The following is a 17,287-nucleotide window of genomic DNA, read 5'->3' on the forward strand; positions in this document are numbered from 1 at the left end:
AGCTCGCGTAGAACCCCAAAAATCAGTGCGACAGGATCTTCGACAAGAACTGCTGCGCGCGCTCGCTGCGGGGTTGGCCGAAGAAGTCTTCCTTCTTGGCGTCCTCGACGATCTCGCCGCGGTCCATGAAGATGACGCGGTGGGCGACTTTCCTGGCAAAACCCATCTCGTGGGTGACGACCATCATGGTCATGCCCTCGCGAGCGAGGTCGACCATGACGTCGAGCACCTCGCTGATCATCTCCGGGTCGAGCGCCGAGGTCGGCTCGTCGAACAGCATCGCGATCGGGTCCATCGCGAGCGCGCGTGCAATGGCGACGCGCTGCTGCTGGCCGCCGGACAGCTGCGCCGGAAACTTCTCCGCCTGCTCCTTCAGCCCGACGCGCTCGAGAAGCTTCCGGCCCTTGGCGATCGCTTCCTCGCGGCCGCGCCCCAGCACCTTCTGCTGGGCGAGGCAGAGATTCTCGATGATCGTCAAATGCGGAAACAGCTCGAAGTGCTGGAATACCATGCCGACGCGCGAGCGCAGCTTCGGCAGGTTGGTCTTGGGATCATTGACCTTGAGGCCGTCGATCGTGATCGTGCCGTCCTGGAACGGCTCCAGCGCGTTGACGCATTTGATCAGGGTCGACTTGCCCGAGCCCGAGGGGCCGCAGACCACCACGACCTCGCCCTTGGCGACGGACGTGGTGCAGTCCTTCAGCACCTGGAAGGTCGGGCTGTACCATTTGTTGACGTGGCTGATTTCGATCATGGGAGCCGACTACCTGATGATGGCGATGCGCGACTGCAGGCGGCGGACGCCGTAGGACGCGATGCAGGAGATGGTGAAGTAGACCAATGCGGCGAACAGGTACATCTCGACCAGCCGGCCGTCGCGCTGCGCCACCTTCGACGCCGCGCCGAGGAAGTCCGGGATCGAGAGCACGTAGACCAGCGAGGTGTCCTGGAACAGCACGATTGTCTGGGTCAGCAGCACCGGCAGCATGTTGCGGAACGCTTGCGGCAGCACGACGTAGCGCATGGTCTGCGCGTAAGTGAGGCCGAGCGCCGAGGCCGCGGCCGGCTGTCCCCGCGAGATCGACTGGATGCCGGCCCGCATGATCTCGGAGAAATACGCCGCCTCGAACATGATGAAGGTGATCAAGGACGAGGCGAAGGCGCCGACCTTGATCGGCCTGGACGAGCCGGTGATCCACTGCCCGATATAGGGGACCAGGAAGTAGAACCAGAAGATCACCAGCACCAGCGGCAGCGAGCGCATGAAGTCGACATAGAGCCCGGCGATCCAGCCCATCACGCGATAGCCCGACAGCCGCATCATCGCGATCAAGGTGCCGAACACGAGACCGCCGAACGCCGACAGCGCGGTCAGCGTCAGCGTGAAAGTCATGCCGTCGATGAACAGGTAGCTCAGCGAGCGGCGGATGACGTCGAAGTCGAAATTGGCCAGCATCTCATTTGCCCGTGATGTAGCCAGGGATCGCCACCGCGCGCTCCAGCAGGCGCATGCCGATCACGACGATGATGTTGATGACGAGATACATCAGGGTCGCCGCGCTGAACGCCTCGAACACCTGGAAGGAGAATTCCTGCATCGCGCGCGCCGCGCCGGTCAGCTCGATCAAGCCGATGGTGATGGCCACCGCGCTGTTCTTGACGGTGTTGAGGAACTCCGACGTCAGCGGCGGCAGGATGATGCGGAAGGCCATTGGCAGCAGCACATAGCGATAGACCTGCAAGGTGGTCAGCCCCAGCGCGGTCGCGGCCATCTTCTGTCCGCGCGGCAGCGATCCGATACCGGCCGCCAGCTGCACCGCGACGCGCGCCGACATGAACAGGCCGATGCCGACCGCGGCTGTAAAGAACGGCGCATTCGGCATCTGCTTCAGCCACAGGCCGGCGGCGCGCGGCAACAGCTCCGGCAGCACGAAGAACCACAGGAACAGCTGCACCAGCAGCGGCATGTTGCGGAAGAATTCGACGTAGAGGAAGCCGATCCAGCCCGCGAGCTTCGACGGCAGCGAGCGCAGGATGCCGACGATCGTGCCGAAGATCAGCGCGATCAACCAGGCCGACAGCGAGGTCACGATCGTGACCTTCAGCCCCGCCAGCAGCATGTCGAAATAGGTGCCGGCCCCGGTCGGGTTCGGCTCCAGGAAGATGTGCCAGTTCCAGGTGTAGTTCACGGGGTTGTCCTGAGGAAAAACTGACTCGTTAGCCGGATCACGGGACGTCGCCACGAGCGACGCTGCGCTCCACTCCCCGCAAGGGGGAGGGGCGCAGCGAGTTTGCCGCGGGAGTTGGCCTAACTTACGGCTTGTACGATTCCGGGTCCGGCGAATCCGACGGCTTGGCGAACTCGGCCTTCAGCTCGGCGGAGATCGGGGTATTCAGGTTCAGGCCCTTCGGCGGGATCTTCTGCATGAACCATTTGTCGTACAGCTTGGCGCCCTCGCCGCTGGTGTAGATCTTGGCGGTGGCGGCATCGACGACCTTCTTGAACTGCGGATCGTCCTTGCGCAGCATGATTCCGTAGGGCTCGGGCTTGGAGAACGCGTCGCTGGAGATGACGTAGGCGGCCGGATCCTTCGAGCTGGCGACGAGGCTGGCGAGCAGGATGTCGTCCATCACGAAGGCCACCGCGCGATCGGTCTCGACCATCAGGAAGGCTTCGGCGTGATCCTTGGCCGGGATGATGTTGATGCCGAGGCCGCGCGCGGCATTGGCCTCGGTCAGCTGCTTGATGTTGGTGGTGCCGGCGGTCGATACGACCGGCTTGCCCTTCAGATCATCGATCTTGGTGATGTTGCTCGCCTTCTTCGAGACGTAGCGGCTCGCCGTCAGGAAGTGGGTGTTGGTGAAGGAGATCTGCTTCTGGCGCTCGGCATTGTTGGTGGTCGAGCCGCATTCCAGGTCGATGGTGCCGTTGGCGAGCAGCGGGATGCGCGTCGACGACGTCACCGGGTTGAGCTTGACCTCGAGCTTGTCGAGCTTGAGCTCCTTCTTCACGGCATCGACGATGCCCATGCAGATGTCGATCGCGAAGCCGACCGGCTTCTGATTGTCGTCGAGATAGGAGAATGGGATCGAGGAGTCGCGGACGCCGAGCGTGATGGCACCGGTCTCCTTGATGGTCTTCAAGGTCCCCGTCAGGTCTTCCGCCTGCACTTGGCCGGCGCAAAGCGCGGCGGCGAAGGCGAGGCCGAATAGGCGAAGCTGCTTCATCTGTATCTCCTCAATTCGGCTGAGTGCCGGATGCTTGCATGAACCCGAACAAACTCAAAATGCCCCGGCTTCGGACGATCTCCGGCCCGGGAGAGCGCGGGCACCATAGACCGCCCCGCGGCGGGAAGTTCTCGGACGCTTGCGACAAATTGCCTGTCGGGCATCCCCTTCGACAAGACGTTCCGGCCGATGCCGCGCCAAACGCCGTGATGGTAAACTACGAGGCCCACAGCAGTCGGACGACCAGACGAAAGCCTCACGCGAGCGGTTCCCCGGCGCGCTGCAACCGCGGCCGGCGGGCCTCATGGTTCGAGACGCGCCGCGCGCCGTCAGCTTGACTAACGTCTGCTCAATCGGCGCGTCGCTCCTCACCATGAGGGGCACCACCGAGCTTTATCAAATCCACCAGTCCTCGCCCTGAGGAGCCCGCCTAAAGCGGGCGTCTCGAAGGGCGGCCGCAGGCGATGAACATCGCCGCAACAACTCTTGCCTAGCCGTCTCAAGCAGTGAGCGATCAGCACCACCGGCTCCAAGCGAGGTGTTCTCATCCTTCTCCCCAACTCACAGCGGCTTCCGCAACTCGCCCAGATCCCAGAACAGTCCCGCCATCAAACCCAACGCCTCTTCCGTAACATCCAGAAGAATGTGCTCGTCCGGCGCGTGCTGCGAGCAGCCGGGGTAGGAGTGCGGGACCCACATGGTCGGCATCTTCAGCACGTCGGCAAACACGTCGTTCGGCAGCGAGCCGCCGAAGTTCGGCAGCACGGCGGGCGGCTTGCCGGTGCTCATCCTGATGGAGTCCGCGGCCCATTTGATCCAGGGGCTGTCGATGTCGGCGCGCGAGGCCGCGAAGCCTTGCGTCATGGTGACATCGATCATCGGGAAGCCGTGTGCGACGAGATGGGCCTTCACGTCCTCGACGATGGTGTCGACCTTGGTGCCGACCACGAAGCGCAGTTGCAGCACGGCGCGGGCGCGGCCCGGAATCGCGTTCGCCGGCTTGTCGATATTGCCGGAGGATATCGCCAGCACCTCGAGCGTGTTCCAGGCATACAGCCGCTCCGCCGGCGTCAGACCTTCCTCGCCCCAATTGTCCGACAGCGCCGGCTCGTCGGCGGTCGGCTCGACCTTCACGTCGGCGAGGATGGCGCGGATCGCGTTGGTGAGGCGCGGCGGCTTCAGCGACTCCAGTTTGATGCGGCCGTGGCCGTCGACCAGCGTCGCGATCGCATTGGCGAGGATGGTGGCGGGGTTGGCGAGCACGCCGCCCCAATTGCCGGAGTGATTGCCGCCCTCGCGCAGATTGACGTCGAGATGCAGCCGGATGCCGCCGCGGCAGCCGAGAAAGATGGTGGGACGCGCGGTCGACAGCCGCGGGCCATCGGAGCCGATGAAGACGTCGGCCTTGAGCGCCTCGCGCTTGAGGTCGGCCACCTTGGCGAGATCCGGCGAGCCGATCTCCTCGCCCATCTCGATGATGAATTTGGCATTGAAGCCGAGCTTGCCGCCGCGGGCCTCGCGCACCGCGCGCAGCGCCGCCATGTTGATGCTGTGCTGGCCCTTGTTGTCGGCGGTGCCACGGCCATAAAGGCGATTGCCCGCCGGCGTCACCGACCAGGGATCGCGGCCGTCACGCCATTCGCCGGTCATGCCGTCGACGGTGTCACCATGGCCGTAGCTCAGCACGGTCGGGGCGCTGTCGCTCTCATGACAGGTTGCAATCAGGAACGGCGAGCGGCCGCTCGGCGAGGCCACGAGCTCGGAGGTGAAGCCGAGTTCGGCAAAGGACGGCGTCAGCTCGTTGGTGAGATAGGATGCGAGCTCCTCTTTCCGCTCGGGATTGAGGCTCTCGGTGCGATAGGCGACGCGGCGGCCGAGCTCGGCCAGGAAGTCACCGCTGGTCAGGCTCTGACGGGCACGGGCGATTGCATCAATCCTGGTCATGGCGCTTTTCCAGTCACGACGAAGGCGGCGTCATATCGGGATCATGGGGCCAGCGGAAGGGGCTGGCTTTGAATTCAGTAGAGCATCGGCCTGGTCTCGGATTTCGGAACCGCCCGTCTCGCGCCTTGGCATGAACACCGGCACGCGCACCCTCGTTCTCGCGATGCAATTGCGCATCCGAGCTTGTCGCCTTGAACACCCTCGATCAACGGAGGGCGCGGGGAATGCCGGGTGAAGGCCTCACCCATGGCCCGCCTGCAGAAAAAAAGCAGGCGGCAGTCACCACAGGTTCAGCCGGTCATCCCGGCATTCCCCGCGCGACGGTTTTTACGCGTATAGCGCGCTCTCCCCGGTGTCCGGCTCGATAGCCACCGTCGCCGGCAGGATCATCGCCCGCCAGCTTGGCACCAGCGTCGGGGTGCCAGGACCACACGCCTTTGCGTCCGCCAGATGCCGTTCGTCCGCGCAGGCTTCCCCACGCTGCGGCATACCGACAGCCGTCGCATCCCCACCTCGCGAGTCGTGACGATCGCGATGCGCCCCTCCGTGTGAGGCGGGATTTCGGAAATAAAGCATATATTCGGGTATTCGTAAAGCGAAATTCGCCTGGAGTCTCACGGTTCTAGACGCGCTCCATACGAACTTTGAACCCTCACCCTGAGGAGCCCGCCGCAGGCGTGCGTCTCGAAGGGCGAGGCCCGGACCGTGGCCTCATGGTTCTCAGGGCGATGCAAGCGCATCGCCCGAACGCGCCGCAAGCGGCGCTCCTCACCATGAGGGGAAGGAGTTCGCGCTCTTCAATTCACCGCGTTGCTGACCATCACCTCGATCAGCTTGGTGCCGGGGCGGCGGAAGGCCTCCGACAGCACAGGCTTCAGCTCGCGCGGATCGCTGACGCGCAGCGCCTCGCAACCGAGCGACTTTGCCAGGCTGGCAAAATCCACCGGCGGGTCGACGAAATCCATGCCGATGTAGTTGTCGTCGCCGTGGAACGACAGCAGGCGCTGCTTGATGATGCGATAGCCGCCATTGTTGACGATGACGACCGAGAGCGGAAGCTTGTGGTGGGCGGCGGTCCACAGCGCCTGGATCGAATACATCGCGCTGCCGTCGCCGGAGTAGCACACCACGGGGCGATCGGGATTGGCGAGGCTGACGCCGACCGAGGCCGGCAGGCCCCAGCCGATGCCGCCGGAGGCGAGGCCGTGATAATTGTAGCGGTCGCGATACGGCCACAACGCCGTCATGTAGCGCGCCGAGGTCAGGCCCTCGTCGACCAGGATGCCATGCTCCGGCACGGCCTGCGCGACCTGCAGCGCCAGATAGTCCGGATCGATCGGCGTCCGCTCGCGCGCGGCTTCGATCTGCGTCGTCAGCGTGCGGCGGCGGGCGCTCCAGTTCTTCGGTGACAGCTCCGCGATGCGCGCTTGCGCGGCGGCCTGCAGGGCCGAACCGCCGAGCGCGCGCAGCAGCGGCGTCAGTTGCAGCAAGGTCTCGCGGACGTCGGCCTTGAGCGCGATCTCGGCGCCGAAATTCTTCCCCAGCTCCCAGTCCACGAGGCCGATCTGGACGATCGGCAGGCCCTCGGGCAGCGGCTCGGTCTCGCTGTGGACGGACATGCGCAGCGGATCGGCGCCGAGCACGATCAGGAGATCATGCGGCGCCAGGAGGTCGCGCACCTGCTTCTGCGTGCGCGACAACGAGCCGATGTAGCAGGGATGCTCGGAGAGGAAATGCGCCCCATAGGGCGCCGACTGCTGATGCACGGGCGCGCCGATCGCCGCGGCGAAGTCGGCGGCGGCCCGCAGCGCATCGCTCTTGACGATCTCGTCGCCGGTGATGATCACCGGCCGCTGGGCTTTCAAAATGCGCTGCGCCAATGCTTGCAATGCGCTCGCCGAGGGGAGCACGCGGGCATCGACCCGCGTCGCGCGGCCGAGCTCGATGCCGGCCTCGGCGTTGAGGATGTCGCCGGGCAGCGAGATGAACACCGGTCCGGTCGGCGGCGTGGTCGCGACCTTGGCGGCGCGTCTGACAATGCGCGGCAGATCCTCGAGCCGCGTCACCTCGACCGCCCATTTCACCAGCGGCTCGGCCATGCGCACCAGCGGGCCATAAAGCAGCGGCTCCATCAGGCCGTGGCTCTGCTCCTGCTGGCCGGCGGTAAGGATCATCGGCGTGCCGGTGAACTGCGCGTTGTAGAGCGAGCCCATCGCATTGCCGAGCCCCGGCGCGACATGGACGTTACAGGCGACCAGCCGTCCCGAGGCGCGGCTGAAGCCGTCGGCGATCGCCACCACCAGGCTCTCCTGCATCGCCATCACATAGGTGAGATCGGGATGGTCCTTCAGCGCATGCATCACCGGCAGCTCGGTGGTCCCGGGGTTGCCGAACAGATGCGTGATGCCCTCGTCCTTGAGCAGCGCGAGAAAGGCCGAGCGTCCGGTGGTGCGGTTTTTCATGGTGCGTTTCCTCCGGGCTGCGATGTTGTTTGTAATTGCAGGCTCTCCCCGTCATTGCGAGCGAAGCGAAGCAATCCAGGGGCGGCGCGCGCGACTCTGGATTGCTTGGTCGCTGCGCTCCTCGCAATGACGACGGAGAGAGCTGCGGACTATGCCGTCACCGTCGCGTCATACACCGGATAGTCCGTGTAGCCCTTCTCCTCGCCGCCGTAGAAGGTCGGGCGGTTGTAGGGCGTCAGCGGCCAGCCGTGCTGCAGGCGGGCGGGCAGGTCCGGATTGCTGATGAAGTAGCGGCCGAAGGCGATGGCGTCCGCATGCCCCGCCTGGATCGCGGCCTCCGCCGGCTCGCCGGTGAAGCCGCCGGCGCCGATCAGCACGCCCTTCCAGACCAGCCGGAACAGGGCGATCGCCGACGGCACGTTCTGCCAGTTGACATCGGCGCGGCCGGCACCGGAGGAGCGCGGCTCGATCAGGTGCAGGTAAGCGATGCCGAGCTTGTTGAGGGCCTCAATCGCGTGCGTATACAGCGGCATCGGATCGGCCTCGCCGGAGCCGTTGGCGATGCCGTAAGGCGACAGCCGCACGCCGACCTTGTCGGCGCCGCAGGCGGCGATCACGGCTTCCGTCACCTCGATCAGGAAGCGGCATCGGTTCTCGATGGAGCCGCCATAGCGGTCGGTGCGCTGGTTGCTGCGGGTCTGCAGGAACTGCTCGATCAGATAGCCGTTCGCGCCGTGCACCTCGACGCCGTCGAAGCCGGCCGCCATCGCATTGCGCGCGGCCTGACCATAGGCGGCGACGAGCGCCGGAATCTCATCGGTCTCGAGCGCGCGCGGCGTCTCATAGGCTGCGCCCTTGCCGTCCGCCGTCATCGCCTTGAGATCGTCGGGAATCGCGATCGCCGAGGGCGCCACCGGTGGCGCGCCGCCCGGCTGGAACGAGGAATGCGACACACGGCCGACATGCCAGAGCTGCAGGAAGATGAGTCCGCCCTTGGCGTGGACGGCGTCGACCACCTGTCTCCAGCCGGCGACCTGCCCCTCGCTATAGATGCCCGGCACGTTCGGACTGCCGGTGCCGGTCGGCAGCACCGGCGAGGCCTCGGCGATGATCAGGCCGCCCGGCGTCGCGCGCTGCGCATAGTATTCCACGTTGAGCTTGCGCGGCGCGAGCGTCTCCCTGGCGGCGCGCATGCGGGTCAGCGGCGCCATCACGACGCGATGCTTGAGATGGTAAGGACCGATCGTGAGCGGCGAAAACAGCGCAGGCAGCATTTCTCCCCCTGAGGACGTTGTGTTTGTCGATTGGGATCATCTTGTTCGCAAAACATGATGGTGGCAATGTCCGCGCCACCTCAGTCCGAGCAGACCCTCCATGCCGAAAGCGAACGCCCTGCCCTCCCTCAGCCTGCGCATCGATCTCGATGACGGCAGCCGGATCGGACCGGGCAAGATCGCGCTGCTGGAGAACATCGAGAAGCACGGCTCGATCTCGGCGGCCGGGCGCGCCATGGACATGTCCTACAAGCGCGCCTGGGACCTCGTCGACGAGATCAACCGGGTCTGCCGGCAGCCGGCGGTGGCGCGGCAGACCGGCGGCCGGAACGGCGGCGGCGCTGCGCTGACCGCGTTCGGCGCGCAATTGGTCGAACGTTACCGCCGCATCGAGCGCGATGCCGCGAACGCGGTGAAGAAGGATCTCGCCGCACTTCGCAGCGAGATCGAGAAGCCGAGGAAGGCACGCGGCGAGAAGGCCGCGTCGTAGCCCGGCCGACGCGACAGGGCAGCAACCGGAAGCTGCGGGCTGCGTTGCAGCCGCGAAGACCTGTCATGACCTGACGCGATGATCTTGCGGCCGCGCCAGAACGTCATAGACAAATGTCGTCATCATCCTTGCCGGAGAGCCTGCCCGTGTCCCACCCTGCCTTGTCCCCCGATCAAACAGCCGTCGTCACCGGAGGCGCCTCCGGCATCGGCCTCGCCGCGGCGAAGCGCTTCGCCGCACGCGGCATGAATGTCTGCATCGCCGATGTCGATGACGCGCGCCTCCGCGAGGCCGCCACCCAAGTGACGGCGGAAGCGACACGCGGCGGGGCCGCCATCATGACGGCGAAGGTCGACGTCGGCAGCCGCGACAGCGTGGCCGCGCTCGAAGAAGCCGTGCGCCAGCGGTTCGGCGCCGTCGATGTTTTGATGAACAATGCCGGCATCCAGCCGGGCAGCAGGATGTTCGGACCGGAGGAGACTTGGCAGCGCATTCTCGGTGTCAATCTGTGGGGCATCATCCATGGCTCGCAGGTGTTCGCCCCCGGCATGATCGCGCAAGGGCGGCCGGCGCTGATCATCAACACCGGCTCCAAGCAGGGCATCACCACGCCGCCCGGCGATCCCGCCTACAACGTCTCCAAGGCCGGCGTGAAGGCGTTCACCGAGGCGCTGCAGCACGAGCTGCGCAACACCAGGGATTGCCAGGTGACGGCGCATCTGTTCATTCCGGGCTTCGTGTTCACGCCGCTTACGGCAAACGGCCGCGTCGAGAAGCCGGCTGCCGCGTGGACGCCGGAGCAGACGGTGGACTTCATGCTGGAGCGCGTGCAGGCCGGCGACTTCTACGTACTGTGTCCGGACAACGACGTGCCGCGCGCGCTCGACGAGCGGCGCATCCTTTGGGCCGCCGGCGACATCGTCGAGAACCGGCCGCCGCTTTCGCGCTGGCATGCGGACTACGCGGAGGCGTTCGCGGCGTTCGTGAAGCAGTGATCAGGACGTCTCGGGCGCCTGCACCAGCAGGCGCCTGACCAGCGCGAGCGCGGTCTCGGTGGCCGGGTCGGCCGCGATCACAGACACCGCGAGCACGATGAGATCGACCGGCTGGTGCGACAGCACGATGACATGCGTCGCATGGCGCGCGTCCATCAGCGCCACCATGCGCTCGACGGCCGGATCGGTGGCGGCCCGCCCCCACGGCGCGTCGGCCCGGCGCAACACGCGGCGTGCGGCGAGAAAATCCCGCAGCAGCGGCGGATCGAAGGCTGCAAGCGAATCCTCACGATAGCGGCGCGCGCTCTCGAAGATCGGCTGGCGGGTCAATTCGGCGATCAGCTCGTCGCGGGTGGCAGCGCCCGAGGCGCCGATCGAATCCAGCACGCCCGGCTCGCGGGCTTCGAGCACGGCGCGCAGGGCATCGCCCAGCAGCCCGATCGTGAGCACGCCGGCCATCGCAACCGCGCAGAAGCGCGACAACTGGGCGGCGTCGACATCGGGAGACAAGGCTGCCGCGGCCGCGCCGAGCACGGCCGCGCCGGCGATCCGCAGCACCGTCAGCCACACGCCCTGGCGCTGCGCCTCCGAGCTCGTGCCCGCGATCAGGATCGCGGTCACGGCGAGCAGCGCGCCGAGCGCGCCGAGCCGCACCGGCATGTCCGGCGCAAGCACGCGGAAATCGGTGATGATGAAGGGAATGACGATCAGCGCGCCGAGCGCGACGCGATCGATCGCCCGGTTTTCCCACGCGAGCAGGCTCGCTTGGTCGCGACGAAGCAGGAGTAACGCGCAGATGGCGAAGCCGGCGAGCTGGAATGCCGACAGCACCGCGGTGTGATGGGTCTCGAGCTCGACCGGGCCGAGCGCCCCGGCCGCGGCGAGCGCGGCGCCGCCGAGCAGCGCGGCAAGCTTCAGCCCGCGACGGGCGTGCCGGCGCAGCAGGCCCTCGGTGACGGCGAGCGCGCCGAGCGGGATCAGCGCAGCGGGGATCAGCGAGATGCGGTCGAGCGTGGCATTGTCGCTCCACCAGGCGATGCCGCGCAGCAGGAACAGCACAGCGACCAGCCCCAAGAGAGCGACCAGCCGTGCTGTCAGTGCTCCCCTCGGGTCACGCCGGTGCAACATCGCGGCGGCCACCGCAAGACCGATGGCGCCGCAGAGATTGACGACGGAATCGGCGATCACGACCGGCATCATGGCGCGGCCTCGCCGGACGGCCGCCGCGGCCGCAAGATGCCGAAGGTTCTGCTGTCGTCGAGCCAGTGCAGCAGCGGCAGGATCATCCGTTGCAGCGCCAGCACGGCCGAGGTCGCCAGCAGCGCGGGCAGCGAGCCGGAGGGAATCTCGCGCAGGAGATAACGTCGGGCGGCGGCCATATCGATGCGGCCGAGCTGCAAGAGGTCGTCGCCCCTGTCGTAGTCCAGCTCGCGCGCGCAGAAGCCGTTGTAGATGTCGTCGCGATGCTTCGGCGCCTCGTCGAAGCGCTTCTTCAGCGCGTCCGAGCCGCCGGTATAGGCATTGGTGATGACGAAGCGCGTCTCGTCGAAGCCGGCCTCGTCGCCGACGCCGAATACCGCACGGTGCGCCCGCATGATGCCGCGTGCGAGCTGCAGATGGGTGAAGCTTTGCCGCGCCTCCGGCTGCGGCGAGGGATAGACGTCGGAGAACGTCTCGCAGACCATGCCGGCCACCGCCGGCACCTGGGTGACGTTGGAGATCCATTTCGGCCGCAAGCCGTCGCGGATGAACAGCAGCAGCGTGGTCAGGCCGTAGAGTACGCCGGACAGGCCCTTGCCGCGCGCGTCGGGATCGACCATGACCAGGCCGAGATGGATCACCTGCTGCGTCTCGCCGTCGCGCGCGACCTGCATGACGGCGAGCGCGTTGAAGGCGATCGGCCGGCCCGTCGTGGCGTCGGAGACGAGCGTAATGATGGCGCGGGCGAGCGCCTCGCGCTGGCCTGAGAAGATGCCGTAGGTGAGATCGCCCGCGGGCAGCGTGTTGCCGGCGACGGCACGGAGATCGGCCACCAGCGCAGCCAATGCCGTATCGTCCAGCGTCGTTCCCGGACTTTCGACGATGCGCGTGCGCAGATCCGCGTGGGTGCGCAGCGACAGGTCCATCGCCTCCTGGCCGAGCGCCCTGAGCCAGAAACCGACATGGCCGGTGATGCGCTTGGCGGCTGCGACGACGTTCATTCCCTTCCTCGCTCGGCGTGGCCGCCAACGGCTTGCTCGTCGCGATGTTTGCCCCGCTGGCGTTAATGCGTGGCCACGGTCGGCGACGAAGCGTCAGTCACGGTAAACGCGCGTTGAACGACGGCAGGCGGCGGATGCCGCCGCATCCACCGCCTGCCATCACGGACCTCGTGGTTCAAGACTCAAGGGGGCGTCTCGAGGATGATGGAGGCCACGTCGTCATGCCGCCTTCGACACTTCCATCAGCAGGCGCTCGGCGCGGGCGTCCTCGATGCGGTTGACGAGCTTGCTGCTCTCGTGGCGGTCGCGCAGCGTCTTGGTCAAGGTCACGCAGGTCTGCACCAGCATCACGATGCCCATCGTCAGATAGCCCTTCATCCAGAGATCGATCGGCATGAAGAACACGCCGAGGGCGACGAGGAAGGCGGAAGCTCCGAAAGAGGCGTAGGCGAAGCTGATGAAGGCGCTCGAGTGCGGCTGGACGTTCTGGTTCATGGTCGGCTCCTGTGATGATTGACGTTGATGGACGGAAGCGGGTGGAGATCGTCGTGACGAGAATTCAATTCGCCGGCGCGCTGCGGGCGGCTTTCAGCCGCGCCAGCACATCATCGGCGGTGGTCTTGATGCGCGGGCCGAAGCCCTGCTCGGCGAGCTTCTCGGCGGTCGTGATCGGGCCGCTGGCGGCGTCGAGCTCCATCAGGGCTTCGTCGGCGGCCTGCGCCTCCATCTGCCGCTCGCGCAGCCGCTTCAGCGTCGCCTCCGCCTCGGGCAAGGTGCATTCGTAGGGACGCGCCGCCTCGATGCCACCGCGGCGCAGATTGCGCACGGCCTCTGCGGCGCGGGCGATGCGGCGGCCACGATCGAGCTCGGCGATCCGCGCCTCGGCGTTCGCGACATGCCGCTTCAGCCGCGCGATCTCGGTGGCGAACAGCGCCCGCGCGGTCCTGGCGGCATCACGCTCGGCCTCCAGACCGGCAATCGCCTGCGCGGCCTCGCGCGCGAGATCCTCGCGGCCCCCATCGAGCGCGGCCGTCGCGCGCACCTCAAGATCGGTGATGCGCGCAAGCGTCGCCTCCAGCCGCCTGCCCTCCTGCTGGTCCTGGGCGGTGGCCAGCGCCAGCGCGCGCTTGCTGCGCTCGACAGCCGCCGCCGCGTCGCGCATCTGTTGATCCAGGATCAAGAGCGCGGTCCGGTCCTGCAGCTCCTCCTCTGCGACGGCGACGGTGCCCCGAAACAGCGTCAGAACGGTCTTGAACATTGTGAACTCCCTGTTATGAGCATCGCTCATAGGTTTGTTATAGCGCAACCCTGAGCGTTGCTCAAGAGAATTTTTGAGCGTCGCTCAATATTTTGGTTAATGATGTCTAAAACACTGGAACGACGCGCGAAACAGCGCGAGGCCCTGATCGAGGCCGCTGAGCGGATGATCCGGACCAAGGGGCTCGCGGGCCTAAAGACGCGCGATCTCGCCCAGGAGATCGGCGTCGCCAACGGCGCAGTCTACAATCTCGTCGCCGATGTCGACGAACTGGTGCTGATGGTCGGATCGCGCACCTTGGCCCGGCTCGACGCCGAGCTGTCGCAAGCGGAGAGCGCGGGACCACCCGACTCGGAAGGCGCGCTGGTGCGCATCGCCATCGCTTATTGCGATTTCGCCGCTCACAATCTGGAGCTCTGGCGCGCCCTGTTCGAGCACCGCATGCCGCCGGAGAAGCCGCTGCCCGACTGGGCGATCGCCGACCAGATGCATCTGTTCCGCCACATCCACCAGCCGCTCGCCGCGCTGTTTCCGCAGCGCTCGTTCGATGACATCAGCGTCACCGCGCGCAGCCTGTTCTCCGCGGTCCACGGCATGGTCGCACTCGGTCTGGAGCAGAAGCTGATCGCGGTACCGCTCGCAGCCTTGCGCCAGCAGATCGCAACCATGGTGCAGGCCATGGTGACGGGACTCGTGTCGGCGGCAAAGACCGCTTAGCCAGGCAAGATTGACACGGCTCTGCCATGCCGGACGCGAGCGGCGTCCGGCGCTCCCAACTATCAAATGAGATGACGTCTCGGGGAGACGCCGCCTGATCGATCACGCCTGTCCACAAGGGTGGCGCGAACAAACTAACGCCGCATTGCTTCGCACTATCATGGCAACGTTCGGACTTGTTCCAGACAATTTATCGGGAACTTGCCGATCGACCGGCACTCGACGATGAGTGTTAGTTCGTCAGGTCTGCACCGGCTGGCTGCATGGCCGCGGCCGTCAGGCCGGCAGCATCTGCAGTGGATGGCCGCCGCATCCCAGGAAGAAAACGCCAATAAAGATGGGATGCGCGAGGCGAGGGGGAATTCGTGAGACATTTGCGTGCGCCTAATGACGACCGTGATCCGCCCTTCGCCCCGGGCTACGATGATGACCGGCGTGCGCTGTATGAACCAGCCTGGCGCGACGAGCGCGACCGGCCGACGCCCGCGGAGTTCGCCGCGCGCTTCGGCGTGCAGGAACTGCCGCCAGCGCCGCGGCAAAGACGCTCGTTCGGTGTGTTCAGAATCCTCGGACTCGTCGTTATAGCCGCGGGCGTGGCCGGATTTGCCGCGATCAAGCTGCCGATCCGTTGGCCTGCCTCGGTCGCCGCCGACAGCAGCACGGACGCGACAGCGACCGCGAGCGTCCCCTCGGTTTCGATTCGCGCTTCGCAGGCGTTCGCCCAGGTGCAAGACGCGCCATCGGCGAACGCCGCTCCCGCGATTGCTCCCGATGCTGGCGCGCGCCTGAGGGAGGAGGACCGTGTGCCGAAGTTCGACACGCGGATGGCCAATGCGGCCGTGGCCGCGCAGGCCAGCGCGCAGCCCGCGGTCCAGGGCGTGACCGACACCGAGATCCGCTTCGGCATGGCCGCTCCGTTCTCGGGCCCAGCCCGGGAGATGGGCCGCCAGCTCAAGCTCGGCATCGAGCTCGCCTTCGCGCAGGTCAATGAGGACGGCGGCGTGCATGGCCGTCAGCTCAAGCTCACCACGGCCGACGATGCCTACGAGCCGACGCGAACGCTGAATGCGATGAAGGACCTCTACGAGCAGCAGAAGGTGTTCGGCTTCGTGGAGAACTATGGCAGCCCGACCGCGCTGATCTCCGTCCCCTACGCGCTCGAGCGCCATGCGTTGTATTTCGGCGCCTTCACCGGCGCGCCCTCGCTGCGACGGGATCCGCCCGACCGCTACGTCTTCAACTACCGGGCTGGCTATGCCGAGGAGGCCGACGCGATCGTGCGCTATCTCGTCAAGAACCGCCGGCTGCGTCCGCAGGACATCGGCGTACTCACCCAGCAGGACGCCTATGGCGATGCCGGCTGGGACGGCGTTGTCAAGGCGATGCGCGGGCTGCGCGGCGGCAATGCCGGCGAGATCTTCCGCATGAGCTACAACCGCAACACCGTCAATGTCGACGAGGCCATCGCGCAGCTGAAGCGGCAGCGGCCTGTCATCAAGGCCGTCGTCCTCGTCGCCACCTTCCGGGCCGCTGCGAAGTTCATCGAAAAGACCCGCGACCTCTATCCCGACATGATCTACGCGACGATCTCCGGCGTCGGCAGCACGGGGCTCGCCGGCGAGCTCATGGTGCTCGGACCCAAATATGCCGATGGCGTGATCTGCACCCAGGTCACCCCGGCCGTCGACGGCTACGCCTCTGTCACGCTGAGTTACAAGAAGGCGCTCGCCAAGTATTTTCCGGGCGAGCCGGCCGACTACACATCGCTGGAAGCCTATCTCACGGCCAATATCCTGATCGAGGGGCTGCGACGGACTGGTCCCGCGCTCGATACCGAGTCGCTGGTCACCAATCTCGAGGCGATGCAGAACTACGAGCTCGGCGTCGGCTCCAAGGTGAGCTTCGGCCCCTCCGACCACCAGGCGCTGCACAAAGTCTGGGGCACCCAGCTCGACAAGACCGGGCAGTATCACGCGATCGATCTGGACTAGCAGGTCCGGCCGACGTCCATCGGGCGGCACGGCAGCCATGGCGAGGGGCGGTCAGCGCCGATCTCGAATGACGCTTCTCTTGGCGCCGGCGGCCTACTTCGCACGCTCACTGCGCGCGATGGCCTCAGTAATATCAGTTGCCGGGATCATCACGAGATTCGTCGCAAAGCGCGTTCCGAGCATGGTACCGCCCCTGCTCACGAAGCAGACGTCTTACGGCCTCGTGCGAAGGTCCCATGAAAACGGCTGAAGCTGTCCCGGTATCGGCTCGAACAGAGGCCTGAATGCAACGGCGACATAGAAGTGATAAGCATGCTGGGACGCAGGGGGTGACACGATCACCCGATGCTCGATCAGATTGCCGGACGTGTCGTAGACATACGCTCCCCTCAAGTTCTTGGTCTCGTCGATGGTGAAGCTGCCCTGCAGGCAAACACCGACGTTGACGCCAACATGAAAGCCATCCTTGGCAAAGTCCCGCAGGTCCACATCCGAGGACAGCGTCACCTTGATCAGCGGCCGCGGCCGATGGCCCATCGGACTGATGTCGGCCGGATCATAGTCGTCGACAACCTCGATCGCGGCGACCTTGAAGTCGTCCAGCCCCGCGACGGCCGGCCGGATCGACGACCAAAGCACGGCCGACGCCAGAACAATCCACATCGCTTCTCGCCTCTCCATGAACACGCCGCTGATGCTCATTTGTCGTGATAGGCGATCGCGCACA

16 protein-coding genes are annotated in these 17,287 nt (G+C 66.2%); 4 read left to right on the plus strand and 12 right to left on the minus strand.

Translation table 11 applies throughout. The features are described 5' to 3' along the window. Window positions 1-22: 22 nt before the first annotated feature. From BRADO_RS28590 to BRADO_RS28620, 7 genes are all read right to left on the minus strand, one after another. On the minus strand, window positions 23-754 hold the full coding sequence (locus BRADO_RS28590; RefSeq protein WP_012029682.1) for an amino acid ABC transporter ATP-binding protein: 732 nt from the start codon (window positions 752-754) through the stop codon (window positions 23-25). Between the two features lie 9 nt (window positions 755-763). Next, complete coding sequence (locus BRADO_RS28595) at window positions 764-1,456, minus strand: amino acid ABC transporter permease (protein WP_012029683.1); 693 nt, start codon at window positions 1,454-1,456, stop codon at window positions 764-766. Window position 1,457: 1 nt separating this feature from the next. Then, on the minus strand, window positions 1,458-2,189 hold the full coding sequence (locus BRADO_RS28600; RefSeq protein WP_012029684.1) for an amino acid ABC transporter permease: 732 nt from the start codon (window positions 2,187-2,189) through the stop codon (window positions 1,458-1,460). 124 nt (window positions 2,190-2,313) lie between these two features. Continuing rightward, a complete protein-coding gene (locus BRADO_RS28605) occupies window positions 2,314-3,228 on the minus strand; it encodes an amino acid ABC transporter substrate-binding protein (RefSeq protein ID WP_012029685.1) in 915 nt (304 codons plus the stop codon). A 561-nt stretch (window positions 3,229-3,789) separates the two neighbouring features. Further along, complete coding sequence (locus tag BRADO_RS28610; protein WP_012029686.1) at window positions 3,790-5,172, minus strand: M20 family metallopeptidase; 1,383 nt, start codon at window positions 5,170-5,172, stop codon at window positions 3,790-3,792. A 797-nt stretch (window positions 5,173-5,969) separates the two neighbouring features. Next, on the minus strand, window positions 5,970-7,634 hold the full coding sequence (locus tag BRADO_RS28615) for a thiamine pyrophosphate-binding protein (RefSeq protein WP_012029687.1): 1,665 nt from the start codon (window positions 7,632-7,634) through the stop codon (window positions 5,970-5,972). Window positions 7,635-7,783: 149 nt separating this feature from the next. Further along, complete coding sequence (locus tag BRADO_RS28620; protein ID WP_012029688.1) at window positions 7,784-8,908, minus strand: alkene reductase; 1,125 nt, start codon at window positions 8,906-8,908, stop codon at window positions 7,784-7,786. 100 nt (window positions 8,909-9,008) lie between these two features. On the opposite strand from BRADO_RS28620, the gene BRADO_RS28625 reads away from it, so the two are divergent. Continuing rightward, entirely contained in the window at window positions 9,009-9,398 is a 390-nt protein-coding gene (locus tag BRADO_RS28625) for a winged helix-turn-helix domain-containing protein (RefSeq protein ID WP_012029689.1), read from the plus strand. Between the two features lie 146 nt (window positions 9,399-9,544). Continuing rightward, on the plus strand, window positions 9,545-10,393 hold the full coding sequence (locus BRADO_RS28630; RefSeq protein ID WP_012029690.1) for an SDR family oxidoreductase: 849 nt from the start codon (window positions 9,545-9,547) through the stop codon (window positions 10,391-10,393). On the opposite strand, the gene BRADO_RS28635 is transcribed toward BRADO_RS28630, so the two are convergent. From BRADO_RS28635 to BRADO_RS28650, 4 genes are all read right to left on the minus strand, one after another. Then, window positions 10,394-11,590, minus strand: a complete 1,197-nt coding sequence (locus tag BRADO_RS28635) for a hypothetical protein (protein ID WP_012029691.1) — start codon at window positions 11,588-11,590, stop codon at window positions 10,394-10,396. Next, window positions 11,590-12,594 (minus strand): hypothetical protein, encoded by a 1,005-nt coding sequence (locus tag BRADO_RS28640; protein WP_012029692.1) that lies wholly within the window; start codon window positions 12,592-12,594, stop codon window positions 11,590-11,592. The genes BRADO_RS28635 and BRADO_RS28640 overlap by 1 nt, the downstream gene beginning before the upstream one ends. A 219-nt stretch (window positions 12,595-12,813) precedes the next feature. Then, a complete protein-coding gene (locus tag BRADO_RS28645) occupies window positions 12,814-13,089 on the minus strand; it encodes a YiaA/YiaB family inner membrane protein (RefSeq protein WP_012029693.1) in 276 nt (91 codons plus the stop codon). A 64-nt stretch (window positions 13,090-13,153) separates the two neighbouring features. After that, entirely contained in the window at window positions 13,154-13,852 is a 699-nt protein-coding gene (locus tag BRADO_RS28650) for a PspA/IM30 family protein (protein ID WP_012029694.1), read from the minus strand. Window positions 13,853-13,954: 102 nt separating this feature from the next. On the opposite strand from BRADO_RS28650, the gene BRADO_RS28655 reads away from it, so the two are divergent. Both BRADO_RS28655 and BRADO_RS28660 read left to right on the plus strand, forming a co-directional pair. After that, the gene (locus tag BRADO_RS28655; RefSeq protein ID WP_083795069.1) at window positions 13,955-14,569 is read left to right on the plus strand and encodes a TetR/AcrR family transcriptional regulator; all 615 of its coding nucleotides are present in this window, start codon (window positions 13,955-13,957) and stop codon (window positions 14,567-14,569) included. Window positions 14,570-14,934: 365 nt separating this feature from the next. After that, the gene (locus tag BRADO_RS28660; RefSeq protein WP_041757085.1) at window positions 14,935-16,560 is read left to right on the plus strand and encodes an ABC transporter substrate-binding protein; all 1,626 of its coding nucleotides are present in this window, start codon (window positions 14,935-14,937) and stop codon (window positions 16,558-16,560) included. Window positions 16,561-16,773: 213 nt separating this feature from the next. Here BRADO_RS28660 and BRADO_RS28665 read toward each other — a convergent pair whose 3' ends face one another. Beyond that, a complete protein-coding gene (locus BRADO_RS28665; protein ID WP_244422908.1) occupies window positions 16,774-17,262 on the minus strand; it encodes a hypothetical protein in 489 nt (162 codons plus the stop codon). Between the last annotated feature and the right edge of the window lie 25 nt (window positions 17,263-17,287).

This window comes from Bradyrhizobium sp. ORS 278, assembly GCF_000026145.1.
Lineage (GTDB): Bacteria > Pseudomonadota > Alphaproteobacteria > Rhizobiales > Xanthobacteraceae > Bradyrhizobium.